5 protein-coding genes are annotated in these 13,950 nt (G+C 56.6%); 2 read left to right on the top strand and 3 right to left on the bottom strand.

Going from position 1 to position 13,950, the window contains the following annotated elements; genetic code table 11:
- Position 1 precedes the first annotated feature (1 nt).
- Together OSH04_RS10050 and OSH04_RS10055 are read right to left on the bottom strand one after the other, a co-directional pair.
- A complete protein-coding gene (locus OSH04_RS10050; protein ID WP_247966317.1) occupies positions 2-1,342 on the bottom strand; it encodes an aminotransferase class I/II-fold pyridoxal phosphate-dependent enzyme in 1,341 nt (446 codons plus the stop codon).
- A complete protein-coding gene (locus OSH04_RS10055; protein WP_266108390.1) occupies positions 1,335-8,912 on the bottom strand; it encodes a type I polyketide synthase in 7,578 nt (2,525 codons plus the stop codon). The genes OSH04_RS10050 and OSH04_RS10055 overlap by 8 nt, the downstream gene beginning before the upstream one ends.
- Positions 8,913-9,914: 1,002 nt before the next feature.
- Here OSH04_RS10055 and OSH04_RS10060 point away from each other — a divergent pair.
- The gene (locus OSH04_RS10060) at positions 9,915-11,405 is read left to right on the top strand and encodes a nucleobase:cation symporter-2 family protein (protein WP_115634524.1); all 1,491 of its coding nucleotides are present in this window, start codon (positions 9,915-9,917) and stop codon (positions 11,403-11,405) included.
- A gap of 77 nt (positions 11,406-11,482) precedes the next feature.
- Here the strand turns inward: OSH04_RS10060 and OSH04_RS10065 are convergent, their stop codons facing one another.
- A complete protein-coding gene (locus tag OSH04_RS10065; protein WP_035270575.1) occupies positions 11,483-12,346 on the bottom strand; it encodes a DMT family transporter in 864 nt (287 codons plus the stop codon).
- Between the two features lie 128 nt (positions 12,347-12,474).
- On the opposite strand from OSH04_RS10065, the gene OSH04_RS10070 reads away from it, so the two are divergent.
- Positions 12,475-13,866: an aminotransferase-like domain-containing protein gene (locus OSH04_RS10070; protein ID WP_266108391.1), complete on the top strand. Its 1,392-nt coding sequence runs from the start codon at positions 12,475-12,477 to the stop codon at positions 13,864-13,866.
- Positions 13,867-13,950 lie beyond the last annotated feature (84 nt).

The following is a 13,950-nucleotide window of genomic DNA, read 5'->3' on the forward strand; positions in this document are numbered from 1 at the left end:
CTTATTTCTTCATGAGCGTGTGAACGGTTTCACACGCCAGGTCTATGTCATCCTGGCTATGCGTGGAGGACAGGAAAAAGCGCAAACGCGCTGCTTTTTCTTCCACCGCAGGATGGATAATGGGTTGCACATTCAGACCGGCATCAAACAACTGGCCGGACAGTTTGACTGCTTTAAGAGAACTGCCTGTAATCGCGGGAATCACGGCGTAGCCTTCGGCAAAGCCGGTATTGATTCCCATTGATCGCATCGAATTCAGAAACTGACTGCCACGCTCTTGCAGGGTATGCACACGTTCGGGTTCCCGGCGCATGATCTGCAGGGCTTTAAGCGAAGCAGCCGCCAGCACGGGGGAAATCCCCACGCTGTACACAAAGCCGGAGGCAGCGTACTTGAGCAGCTCCACCAGCGCGCGGTCGCCAGCGATATAGCCGCCGCAACTTGCCAGGGTCTTACTCAAGGTGCCCATCCAGATATCGACATCGCGGCCTGCCACACCAAAATGCTCGTGCGAGCCGCGGCCTGTCTTGCCCAGCACGCCCAGGGCGTGGGCTTCATCGACCATCAAAAACGCTTTATACCGCCGTTTTATGTCAATAAATGCAGGCAGGTTCGGAATGTCACCATCCATGCTGTACAAGCCTTCGATCACAATCAGCACACGTTCAAACTGGCCACGAATCTCGGCCAGAATGCGCTCCAGAGCGGCGCTGTCGTTGTGAGGGAAGGAACGGCGGGCGGCACCCGACAACTGGATGCCTTGCAAAATACTGTTGTGGATCAGGCTATCGTGAATCACCAGATCCTTGGGGCCGAACAAGTAACCAATGGTGCTGACGTTGGTGGCATGTCCACTGACAAAAACCACGCAATCATCGACCTCATAGTTCTGCGCCAGCTCTTCTTCCAGCTCACGCTGGACGCGGCGCTCGCCTGCTACCAAACGGCTGGCCGAAGCCGATGTGCCATACTGGTCCATCGCGGCTTTGGCGGCCGCATTCACTTCCGGGTGTGCAGAAAGACCCAGATAGTTGTAATTGGCAAAGTTCAGATAGTCACGCCCGTCGATACGGGTGTGCGCAGCAGCCACACCATCGTGGCTGCGGAAAAAGGGGTTACGCACGCCCATACGATCAGCCATGGCCTTGGGCACCAGCATTTTCTCGTAACCGGGATGACGGTCAAAGCGGGTGTAGGACTCCGGGATATGGCTGGCCGCCCCCTGATGGGTAGCGGACTGCTCGGCCATGCGGCCATTGCTGGCCGCTTGTCCGGTTTTACGTCCCAGAATGCGCTGTATCAGTTGTGCTTTACTGCCTGGCGCTAGATCGTTCTTACTCATTGATCAGTGATGTTCCTGTTTCTGCCAATCGCTGTACATCTTTTGCCAAGCCTTGCAAGTCAGCCTCGGACATATCGTCCCCGTGCTGACGTACGACATCGGCCACCAAATGCCCAGCGTCCTGCTCTGCCGAGTCCTCGCCACCGGCCGTCAGCTTGTCCACAATGCGGGCCGCGACGTTCCAGACGGTGGGAGAATCATTCAGCACCATGGCGGGCAACTGCACGCCAAAGCGTTGCTCCAACCCCAGGGCCAGTTCCACAGCCATCAAGGAGTCCATGCCCAGATCATGCAAGGAGCGCTGGGTTTCAATACGGTCTACTTCGGTGCGCAGAATGTTAGCAACTTCCTGCGCCACCCACTCGGCCACCAAAGCGTGAATTTGCTCGGGCGTTTTACCCGCGATCAAGGTGTGAATATCCTGGCCATCGCTGCCTGAGTCGTGATCCTTGCGGGCACGGTTCAAGATGGCAAAGCGTTCACTTTGGGCCGAGGCCAGCAAGCGTGCCAAGGCATTCCAGTCGAAGTTGGCCACAATGGACACTTCGCCATTGACGGCCAGGACGCGATCCAGTTGATCCAATGCCTGATCCGACTGCAACGGTGCCTTGCCCAGACGTTTGCCCAAGCTGTCCTTCACGGTTTCATTGCGGGTCAGGTAACCTGCGTCACCAATCGGCCCCCAGGCGATGCACGAAGCCGCCAGGCCCAGGTTCTGACGCAAGCGCGTCAGGCCTTCCAGGCCTGCATTGGCGGCCACATAGTTCGCCTGTCCGGGGTTACCAATAGAGGTCGTCACAGACGAATACAGCACGAAGTGGGACAGCTTCAAATCCTGAGTAGCCAGGTGCAGATTCCATGCACCCACCAACTTGGTTTGCAGCACCTTGTTCAAGCTGTCCTGATCCATATTGGCGATCAGGCGATCATCAAACACGGCGGCAGCATGCAGCACGCCAGTCAGTGGGCTATAACCCGTCTGAATCTGCGCGACAACAGCTTGTACTGCTGCGGAATCCGTAACGTCACACGCCACGATTTGCACGCGACAGCCTTGTGCCTGGAACTGCTTCAGCAGCTCTTGTGCACCAGGGGTGTCGGCACCGCGGCGACCAGCCAGGACCAGAGAGCGCACGCCACGCTTGACCAGCCATTGGGCGGAAGCCAAACCGAAGCCAGACAAGCCACCCGTAACCAACCACGTGCCCTGTTCGGACAAGTCGAGAGGGGCAGCGATTTGTTTTGCAGGCAAACGGGGTTGGGCATCCTTCAAGGACACCACCAGCTTGCCGATGTGACGAGCCTGCTGCATGGCGCGGAATGCATCAACCACATGCTCGGCACCGAAGCTACGGTAAGGCAGTGGGAACAGCGCGCCATCATGGAACAGCTCCATGACTTCCTTGAACAAACGTCCCGCCAAGGCTGGGCGTCCCGTCAGCAACTGGTCGGCATCAATACCGAAGTAGCTGATATTGCTCTTGAAGGGACGTAGACCAATCGGCGTGTTCTCGAAGAAGTCCCGCTTGCCCAGCTCCAGGAAACGTCCAAAGGGACTCAGGACATCCAGACTGCGGCGCATGGCCTCACCCGCCAGCGAGTTCAGCACTACGTCCACACCTTCGCCGCCAGTAGCATCCATCACGTCCTGAGCAAAGCTCAGGCTGCGCGAATCGAACACATGGTCAGCGCCCAGCAAGGAGGCGAATACGCGTTTCTCGTCTGTACCGGCGGTGGCATAAATCTCTGCGCCCAAATGACGGGCCAGCTGGATTGCAGCAATCCCCACACCACCTGCGGCACCATGTATCAACACTTTTTCACCGGGCTGGATATGAGCCAGATGTGTCAGAGCGTAGTAGACAGTGAAGAACACCGTTGGAACGGTGGCGGCAGCTTCGAAATCCCAGCCTTCAGGCATGGGAGCGATAGCATCCGCACGTGTCACCACATGGCTGGCAAAGCAGGAGGAGCCAAAGCCCATCACCGGCTGGCCTACCGTCAAATTGGTGACATCAGCACCAACGCGGGTGACCACACCCGAGAACTCCAGGCCCAGGCTGGCACCGGCAAAACCGTTTTCTACGGCTTCGTCCGGCAACAAACCCATCAAATACATCACGTCACGGAAATTCAGGCCCGCTGCCATGGTACGGACTTCAACCTGATCCGCAGCCAGGCTCGGCGCTTGAACAGCTTGCCATTCCAGATTGCGCAGTTGTCCGGGCACCTGAAAGTCCAGCTTGAAGCGCGCATCCTGGCTTAGCTGGGCAGTCGCTGCCGCAGTAGCCTCTTCCAGTACCAAGGTATGGCGTGCGTCTTGAGACAAGACAATTTCTGTTGCTTCATCCGGCCACAGCAACTCCAGTTCCAGACGCTGAGCGATATCGCTGGCATTCACATCACCGGCCAGATCAATCAATGTGCAGGACAAGGCGGGCAGCTCGTTCATCACGACACGACCAAAGCCCCACAAGGCCGACTGGGCGGGATTCACCGCCCAATCCAATTCCTCTGCCATCGCCGGCAAGGCACCGCCTTGCGTCACTAGGAACAGGCGACTTGCAACGGTACGGGCGGACAAGTCCTGCGTCAGGCTCAGCAGTTGCGCGCTGGTCTGGCTGACCGCAGCAGCAGTATCAGCCCAACCCAGCATCTGCACTACATTCAGAGGACTCTCATCAGCCAAAATGTCGGCACTGAGCGGCCAGATTTGAGCGTTAACTGTTTGGCCAGCTGCTTCCAAACGGGCTTGCAACGAATGGGCTTGAACTTGAGAAGCCTCATCAAACAACAAGACCCATTTCGCTGGAGCGACGGCTTCCTGGTTTGGAATCGCCTGCGTTGTCGCGGCCTTGGCCAGCAACAAATAGACTCCTTCACTCAATTCCTGTGCGGCAGGCTCTTGCGCAGTTTGCACCTGCTCAAAACCTGCTTGCTCCAACGCCTTGTGCCAGCCTTCGGGCGACAACAATGAGGAGGATTGCGACTCACCGGCGGCGTGCCACCAGCTTTGGTCCAGACCGGACAAGAAGTCTGCATGCCAGTCAGGGTGACACTCGGCCACCAGCAGGACCCCACCCGTCGCCAGCCATTGCTTGCTACGCATCAGGGCGGGAGGAACATGTACGGTACGGTGCAGGCTGTGGCGCAAAATCACGACATCAAACTGGGGCTTATCGACTTGCTCCAGTTGCCAGTCTTGCAGATCAAAACCGAGCACCTGCACGTTGGCCAAAGTATGGTGCTGCGTCGCCTGACGAGCCTGCAAATCAGCATCTGGCAAAGCCAATACGTATTCAAACTGGTCTTCGGACAGGCAAGCAGCCAGAGTCTTGGGCAAATCGCTTGGGCCTACGGCGACTTCCAGCACGCGCAGTCGCTGGGAGGCAGGCAAGTTCGCAGCCAGTTCTCGCAACTGAGTTTCCAGTGCCAGACGCACACCCAGATACATGGGGTCATCGTCATACAGCACTTCAACCACGGGGGAACGGCGCAAGGAAGCCAGCAGTTTTTCGCCTGAAATATCGCCACGCAACAAGGCCGGCAATTGGCGTCCGACCGAACCAATTTGGGTCAGTTGCGGCAAGCTGCTAGGCGAATCCTGCAAAATTGTGCGCCACAAGTCCTGGGCGGCAGGCATATCGGCCTGCTCCACCACACGATAGCCTTCGTCATCTTGCAGCAGCTCTTCAGCGCGCAGCAGCTCGCTTAGCCAGCGGCCATACGGGCTATTCAATACTTCGGTGCTGAGTTCGGAAGGCTTTACGTTCTGGAAGGCTTCATAAATAAAGGACAGGCTCAAGGCATCCAGCAAAGGCAAAGTCTGCTGGAACCAGGTTTCTCGCTCTTGCTGCTGGTCAGCCAGTGCTGCCCAGCCGCTTTGGGCCAGTTGCTCAGGCGAGAGCGTAACAGCAACTCGCTCATCGCGAGGATGAGGACGCAGATACGGGGTAATTTGCCAGTTCGACACCGCGTGGCGATCCTGGCGCAAGAAATACGCAGCACGGAAACGGCAGGCCTGGGCGCTGGCCAGCAAACGGCCATCAGCTCCATACAACTCGAAATCCGCCAGTACCGAACGGGCACTGCTACGACGCAGGTGTGCACGGAAATGCGTTACCTGTCCTTCTGTAGACAGGGTGAAACGGCCTACTTTCACAGGCAGCAAGGCCACGCCTTGGCCTGCTTCAATATCTTGTGCGAAGAAATCCACCAGGGACTGGTAGCACACGTCCATCAAGGCCGGGTGCAACAGATAGCCATCTTGCTCCAGGCTGACGGGCATCTCCAGTTCGGCACTCAGATAAGTACCTTGCACCTGCGATGATTTCAAACCCTGGAAGGCCGGACCGTAATCCAGACCCAGGGAATGCGCCAAGCGATAGTGTCGATCGCGATCAATCTGCAGTTCAGCCGAGGCCAGGGGCGAGAGCTCCGCCACGGGCATGCGTTCATCCGAAGCCAGAATACGACCGCTGGCGTGTACCACCCACTCGTCCTGGCTCAAGCGTTGGCGACTCTTGATATGGAAGCTGCCATCACGCGGGCTCAGCACAAAACGCAGGCTGCGGGCATGTTCACCATCAAAAACCAGCGGAGCCAGAATATCCAGCTCGTCCACCAGGATCAATGCTTCGCCCAGCCACTCACGAGCTGCAGCCAAAGCCATTTCCAGATAAGCGGCACCTGGGTACACCATGGCACCACCCACTTTGTGATCCGCCAGCCAAGGCAAAATCACCGGGTCCAGCACGTTTTCCCAGCTGAGATCGCTATCCGGCAAACGCCAACCCAGCAAATCATGCACACGACGACGCTCGATGGAGCGCATCCCTTCTGTGCTGTTCTTGTACCAATGACGCTCGCGCTGCCATGGGTAAACGGGCAGCTCCACTGGATTGCCAGCCACAGGGAAACGGGCTTTCAATTGGGTCGGCAATAAAGCCAGGGTATGCAAGGCCGTATCAGTCAGCCGCTGCGGGCCATCGTCATGCTTGCGCAAGCTGGACAACACCACACCCTGAACCTCACACTGAGCCAGGGTTTCACGAATGTAGCGCTGCAAAATGGCGTGCGGGCCAATTTCCAGAAATACGCGGCAGCCCTGGTTCGCCAGACAGGCAATAGCCTGCTCGAACTGCACGGGTTCGCGAATATTGCGCCACCAGTAATCCACGCCCAGCTCTTGCGGGGACAGTTCTTCACCCGTAACGGTCGAGATAAAACGGGCTTGTGGAGCCTGCTGACCGGGCTGCAAATCGCCCAGGCTCTTTTCCAGATGCGGCAGCAAGCCATCCATATAGGGACTGTGAAAGGCGTAATCCAAATCCAGCAGGCGGAAGAAAACGCTTTGTCCTTCCAGAGCAGACTGAATACGCTGCAAGCCTTCCAGACTGCCGGACAGAGTGATATTGGAAGGGCTGTTTACCCCCGCCACATTCACGCCCAAGTCCGCACCCAAGCCTTCCAGCAAGGTGTTCACCGCTTCGTGCGACAGACCGATAACGGCCATCCGGCCTTGGCCACGAGTCAGACCTTGAGCCTGACTACGGGCACAAATAACGCGTATGGCTTGTTCCAGATCCAAGGCACCAGCGGCCCAGGCAGCAGCGATTTCGCCCACACTGTGGCCAGCCACGGCATCAGGTTCAATGCCATCTTCGCGCAACATGCGCGTCACAATAACCTGCACAGCAAACAACAAGGGCTGAGCGACTGTTGTGTCATCCATGCGGGAAGCGGCTGGCTCGGCTTGCAATTGCTCCAGCAGCGAAAAGCCCGCCAAGGGTTTCATCATGGCGTCCAGCTCAGACAGCAAAGCCGCGAAACGAGGGGACTCGCGCAACAAGGTCACGCCCATGCCCAGCCACTGCGCTCCATTACCGGCGTAGACAAAGGCTAATTGGCCTTCTTTGCTCGGGGCGTCTACGGTTTGCAAACCTTGTGGGGCTTGGCCGCCTTGCGCGTAAGCACGCAATTGCGCCACGCCTTCTTCAACCGTTTCGGGCTGAATGATCAAACAACGAGCCAAAGTCTGACGACGGTGAGTGACCGCGTAGCTGACATCGTAAAAATCTTGTGCCGTCTTGCCGTCCAGCAAGTCCGCATAATTACCCGCATGCTCACGCAGAGCGGCTTCTGTCTTGGCCGACAAGACCAAAGGCGGCAAACCCGAGTTCGGCACCGTTGCCGATTGGGCAGTTGTCGCTACAGGAGCCTGCAACAAGACGTGGGCGTTGGCACCACCAAAGCCAAACGAGTTAAGTCCTGCGACCAAAGGCTTGCCATCGGTACGCTGCAACTCGCGGCCCTGAGGCAGCAGCTCCAGATTCAAACCATCAAAATCAATGGCGGGATTGGGGGTATTCAAGTGCAAAGCAGGCGGCAAGGCTTGGTGCTGCAATGCCAGCACTGTCTTGACCAGGCCAGCCATGCCGGAGGCCGATTCCATATGGCCCAAGTTCGCTTTGACTGAACCAATAGGCAAACGCTGCTCGCGCGATTTGCCATACACCGCGCTGATGGCGGTGGTTTCAACAGGATCGCCTACGGCTGTACCGGTACCGTGGGCTTCTACAAAGTCCACATCAGCCGCTGTCAGGCCACTGCGCTCCAGCACGGAGCGCATCAACTCGATTTGTCCCTGGCAGCTAGGAATAGTAATGCCGGTCTTGCGAGCCCCATCAGCATTCACGCCCGTTGCCAAAATGACGGCCTGTACCTGGTCGCCATCGGCCAGCGCCTGCTCCAGGGGCTTGAGCATCAGTACCGCGCCACCTTCGGACCGCACGTAACCATTACCAGCTTCATCGAACGCCTTGCAACGGCCATCTGCCGACAGCATCGACGCTTTGGTAAAGCCAACAAAGGGATAAGGGTGCAGCAACAGATTGACGCCACCGACCAAGGCGGTCGAAGCCTCGCCATTGCGCAAACTTGAGCAGGCTTGATGCAAAGCGACCAAAGAAGACGAGCAGGCGGTATCCACCGCCATGGACGGACCGTGCAGGTCGTAGATATAGGACAGACGGTTGGCGGCAATACTCATGGTATTGCCGGTCATCATATGGGCTGTCAGGCTGGCTAAATCGTCCAGACCGCGCATGCCGTAATCCAGGCCGGAAATACCAACATAAACCGCACAGTCACTACCGGCCATACTGGAGGGCAAGACGCCCGCATTCTCCATGGCTTCCCAGGACAGCTCCAGTAACAAGCGCTGCTGGGGGTCCAGCCAGGCGGCTTCGCGAGGGGAAATGCCAAAAAAGTCCGCATCGAACTCGTCGATGCGCGACAAGACACCGGCCGAAAAAGTAATGCTACGACCCGGCTCGGACCTTTTATCGTGTTGCAACTCGGCCGTCGCCCAGCGATCCGCGGGGATTTCCGTAACCAGGTCGCGTTTTTCAATTAAGGCATTCCAGAACTGGTCGGGCTGCGACAGGTCACCCGGAAAGCGAAACGCCATACCAATAATGGCGATTGCTCCAGACGCAGTATTGCTTTTATTAATATCCGTACGGGATGCTTCTAACTCCTTAGCACCCTTGCCTGTATTTTGAGACACGCACCCTACCCTTTCGATCTTTACTGACTTGCCCTGTCACCGCGGAGCACGGAATAGTCATATTTGATAAAACGCTATTTCGGACAACGACTTCTGACATAGCCGTGTCGCAGGCAGCACACCAGTAAACAATGGCGAAACTTACGTCCCGTTACTATGATTTACAAACCCTAATTACATGGAATATATATAAATTCCATGTAATCCGATAATATTTATTTTCGATTTTTATTTAAGCAATCATGCCAAAAACAAAACATCCAAATTAAATATTCACTGACGATATTATTCTATTTATTGTTAAGCACAAAAAACGAGTGTTTGAAAAATAACAAAGCCTTGGGTATATTCACCAAGGCTGTCTAATCAAGACACTAGGCAAAATATCAAAGGTTTTTTTATTCCGTCGCCACCTTTAGCGAAATAAAAACTTCAATTCGACATTAAGCAAAGACTGTTCCTCGCCAAAAAACCCTGCCTACTTGGCGGTAGCCTGCTGCACTGCAAAAAGATTAGCAGCTGCGAATGTTACCATTACGCAGTTGTTCTAATCTATAAAGAATTGAAATCGAGCAGGGCCGCACTGTAACAATCCGATGCTGTGTTAAAGCCGCCAGACGAGCTTTTTCAGGACTATCAGGCAGCTTACAAGGTAGTCATAACTGACACTTGCTGACGTTCCAATAGGCCTGATACAACCATCAAGTCGTAGTGAAAAACTCATTTTTGATACAAACACGACATACGCGCGACGAGCGCAAACCCGTTACTGGTGCCGGTATACAACGGTCTTCCCTCACGGCCTGACCATGTGTCACCAAAGCAGTGTTTTCCCTTAGCCGCATCAAAAACGCCCAAATCAGGGCGTTTTTTTTGGGGGTTATCCCTCATCTATAGCTAGGTCCACCTAGGCTCTATACGAATTGTCTTATGACAGGACTGTCGCACGCCGTTACATTGAAATGGCTTCATCTAATAATTAATCCACTCTGGAGACATTTCATGGGTACGAACGCGACCACCGCACCCGTCGACGAACGATTACCGAACGGCAGGCTGGCTGCACTGGGCTTGCAGCACGTTCTGGTAATGTACGCCGGTGCCGTCGCGGTTCCACTAATTGTGGGCCGGGCATTAAACCTGACGTCTGAAGAAGTATCGATCCTGATTGCTGCTGACCTGTTTGTCTGCGGCATCGTGTCCATCATCCAATCGATGGGCTTTACGCAGTATTTTGGTATCAAGCTGCCCGTCATGATGGGCGTGACCTTTGCCGCTGTCGGCCCCATGGTCTCCATGGCACAGGCCAACCCCGGCCAGGAAGGAGCCCAGTTGCTCTTTGGCACGGTCATCGGGGCGGGGATCATCACCATGATCATCGCCCCTGCCGTCAGCCGCATGCTGCGCTTTTTCCCGCCTGTGGTCACCGGCACCATTATTGCCATGATCGGCATTACGCTGATGCGAGTGGGGATCAACTGGATTTTCGGTAACCCTGTTGGCCCTACCGCCCCCACGGTCATCAACCCCGACCACCTGGCCTGGATTCAACACGCACAATCGGCCGCAGCAATGCCCGGCTCGGCCTTGCCCCCACCTCCAGAAGGTCTGGCCTTGAAAGCAACGGTACCGAACCCGCGCTACGCCAACCTGACTGGCCTGGGCATTGCCGCCATCGTGCTGACCTCGATCCTGCTGATCGCCAAATTTGCCAAAGGCTTTCTGGCTAACGTGGCCGTCTTGCTGGGTATTGTTATTGGCGCCGTTGTGGCCTCGGCCATGGGCATCATGACCTACGAGAAAGTCGCCAATGCAGCTTGGGTTGATCTGGTTCTGCCCTTCCACTTCGGGATGCCCAAGTTCAATATCCTGCACATTGCGACCATGACACTGGTCATGATTGTGGTGCTGATTGAGTCTACCGGCATGTTCCTGGCTCTTAGCGACATGACAGGCAAGAAAGTGGATCAGAAAGATCTGGCACGCGGCCTGCGCACCGACGGTCTGGGCACCTTGCTGGGCGGTATCTTCAACACCTTCCCCTACTCCAGCTTCTCGCAAAACGTGGGCCTGGTTGCCGTGACAGGCGTGCGCAGCCGCTTTGTCTGCGTGGCCGGGGGTGTGATTTTGATCATTCTGGGCCTGCTGCCCAAAATGGCTGCCCTGGTTGAGTCCCTGCCCACAGTGGTGCTGGGCGGCGCCGGGATTGTGATGTTCGGTATGGTGACGGCCACCGGTATCCGCATCCTGTCCAACGTGGATTACAAAACCAACCGCAACAACTCCATGATCGTGGCCATCTCCATTGGCGTCGGCATGATTCCGCTGGTTGCGCCCAACTACATGCAGTGGATGCCTCACGCCATTCACCCGCTGATCGAATCGGGCATCTTGCTAACCTCGATTGCTGCCGTTCTGCTGAACTTGTTCTTTAATGGTGCTAAAGAAGATACGCATGCAGCGGTAGAAGCAGCCAAGCACGCGGAAGCCTAAAACGCTTGCTCAGCTTGTCTTGAAACCGGCCTGTCCATGAATGGGACAGGCCGGTTTTTATCGTCCGGCTTCTGCCATCAGGAGGCAAAGCGCCGCGCCCCCGCCACGCACAAGGCAGCGCCTAAAGTCACCCAGATCATGCTGGCATTGACGGACTCACCCAGCAAGGCGGCAGCCAATCCCAGGCCCATAAAAGGCTGCAACAACTGCAGTTGCCCCACTGCGGCAATCCCGCCCTGCGCCAACCCCCGATACCAGAACACAAACCCCAGGAACATGCTGAACACTGACACATAGCCGAAACCTAACCAGGCTGCTGTATTCACATTGCTGAATGTTTGCGGCCAGAACCACAGCATCATGACGAACATGAAAGGCGAGGAGAGCACCAAGGCCCAGCAAATAACTTGCCAGCCACCCAAACGACGCGACAGACGTCCACCTTCGGCATAACCCAAGCCACACACCACCACGGCGGCCAGCATATACAGGTCCCCTTGCCAGGCCGCATCCAGACCTTCTCGCGCGGCATAGGCCATCACCAGCAAGCAGCCCAAAACAGAGCACAGCCAGAACACGGGCTTATGCCGCTCTCCGGCCAAGACCACCCCGAAGAGGGCTGTGCACAAAGGCAGCAAGGCGACATACACAATAGAATGCGCCGAAGTGATGTACTGCAAGGCCAGCGCCGTCAACAAGGGGAATCCCAGCACGACACCAAAACCAACCACGGCCAGGGGTAACAAGTCTGATCGCTTTGGCCGTGCCACACGCCCGATCAGCAACCAGACAGCTGCCAACAAGGCAGCGACTACCGCTCGCGCGCCAGTCAGGAAAAAAGGATCCATGCCCAGCACAGCAACACGTGTAGCCGGCAGAGATCCGGCAAAGATTGCTACGCCTATAAAGCCATTTAGCCAGCTGACTGCCTTGCTATCCATCATTCACTCTCCAACAAAGATGCTTGTCAGTACAACACAGCTATGCCAGCATACACAGGCACAGTCCAGTACAGTTTTAAAAAACTGTACTGCTCACCGGACCCATACACCGCACCCGAGCCCGCCTCATGTCTGCTTTGACCCGTATCGACTACATCATGCAATCCGTACGTGAACGCATCGCGGCACGGACCTACCCGCCCGGCACCCGCCTGCCATCCGTACGCGCACAAGCAAAATCGGCGGGCGTGTCGGTGTCCACGATTGTCGAAGCCTATGGCAGGCTGGCCGCCGAAGGTCTGATCGAGGCTCGCGCAGGTTCCGGCTTTTATGTGACGGCTCCTTTGGCTCCACTCAGCTTGGCCGCCCTGGAACCAGCTCTGGAAAAGGATATCGATCCTTTATGGATCTCGCGCCAATCTCTGGAAGCCGAGGCCGATGTCCTGATGCCCGGCTGCGGGTGGCTGCCCTCGGATTGGATGTATGACCAAGGAGTGCGCCGCGGTTTACGTAAGGCCGCCCGTAGCCCCAGCGCGGACTTGACGGACTACGGCTCGCCTCTGGGCCTGGAGCCCTTGCGACAAATGCTGGCCCGTCGTCTCGTGCAGTCCGAAATAGATGCTGCCCCGCATCACATCATGCTGACCGACTCGGGCACTCAAGCTATTGACCTGCTTTGTCGCTTCTTTCTGGAGCCAGGCGATACGGTCCTGGTGGACGACCCCTGCTACTTCAATTTCCATGCGCTGCTGCGAGCGCATCGGGCCAAAATCGCCAGCGTGCCCTATACCCATCAGGGCCCTGATCTGGCGGCCTTTGAGGCTGCCCTTAAAGAACACAAACCCCGCCTGTACATCACCAATTCAGGCATACACAATCCAACCGGCGCACGCCTTTCGGCCATGACGGCCCATAGCGTGCTGGCCATGGCGCAACGCGCCGACCTCTACATTATTGAGGACGATATTTTCGGGGATCTGGAGACCCGACCCGCTACCCGACTGGCGGCACTGGATGGGCTGTCCCGCGTAGTACAGATAGGCAGTTTTTCCAAAACACTGTCGGCCGCCTTGCGCTGCGGTTATATCGCGGCCCAGACTCCATGGATCGAGAGCCTGGTCGACTTGCGTACCGCCACCAGTTTCAGCAGCAACCGCCTGGCCTCACATATTCTGAACAGCGCGCTTGGCGACAGCGGCTATCGCAAACATCTGGAACGAGTTCGATACCGGCTCTCCAAAGCCATGGATCACGCCGTGACACAGCTGCAGCAACTTGGCCTGACGCCATGGCTGCGCCCCCGCGAGGGCATGTTTCTCTGGGTGCGCCTGCCCGCCGGGCATGATGCCCTGACGTTGACACGCGCCTGTCTACCCCATGGCATCGTGCTGGCCCCTGGCCCTGTTTTCAGCCAAGCTCCTGATGCTGTCCAGTTTCTGCGCTTCAACGTCGCTCAATGCGGGGACAAACGCGTCTTCAACGTCCTGAAACGGGCTTTGAACAACGAGCTGTCTGTTTAAAGCATCAAGGGATTTCAGACCTTCCACTTGAACGCCCCGCATCAGTGTCCTGGTCGCGACCAGAGGATTACAATCGGCTCTGTT

This window comes from Alcaligenes nematophilus (assembly GCF_026344155.1).
Classification (GTDB): Bacteria; Pseudomonadota; Gammaproteobacteria; order Burkholderiales; family Burkholderiaceae_B; genus Alcaligenes; species Alcaligenes phenolicus.

What these genes read in the sequence shown, in the direction of transcription:
- OSH04_RS10070 (WP_266108391.1), top strand. Translation starts at nt 12,475, where the DNA reads ATGTCTGCTTTGACCCGTATCGACTACATCATGCAATCCGTACGTGAA.
- OSH04_RS10060 (WP_115634524.1), top strand. Translation starts at nt 9,915, where the DNA reads ATGGGTACGAACGCGACCACCGCACCCGTCGACGAACGATTACCGAAC.
- OSH04_RS10050 (WP_247966317.1), bottom strand. Translation starts at nt 1,342, where the DNA reads ATGAGTAAGAACGATCTAGCGCCAGGCAGTAAAGCACAACTGATACAG.
- OSH04_RS10065 (WP_035270575.1), bottom strand. Translation starts at nt 12,346, where the DNA reads ATGGATAGCAAGGCAGTCAGCTGGCTAAATGGCTTTATAGGCGTAGCA.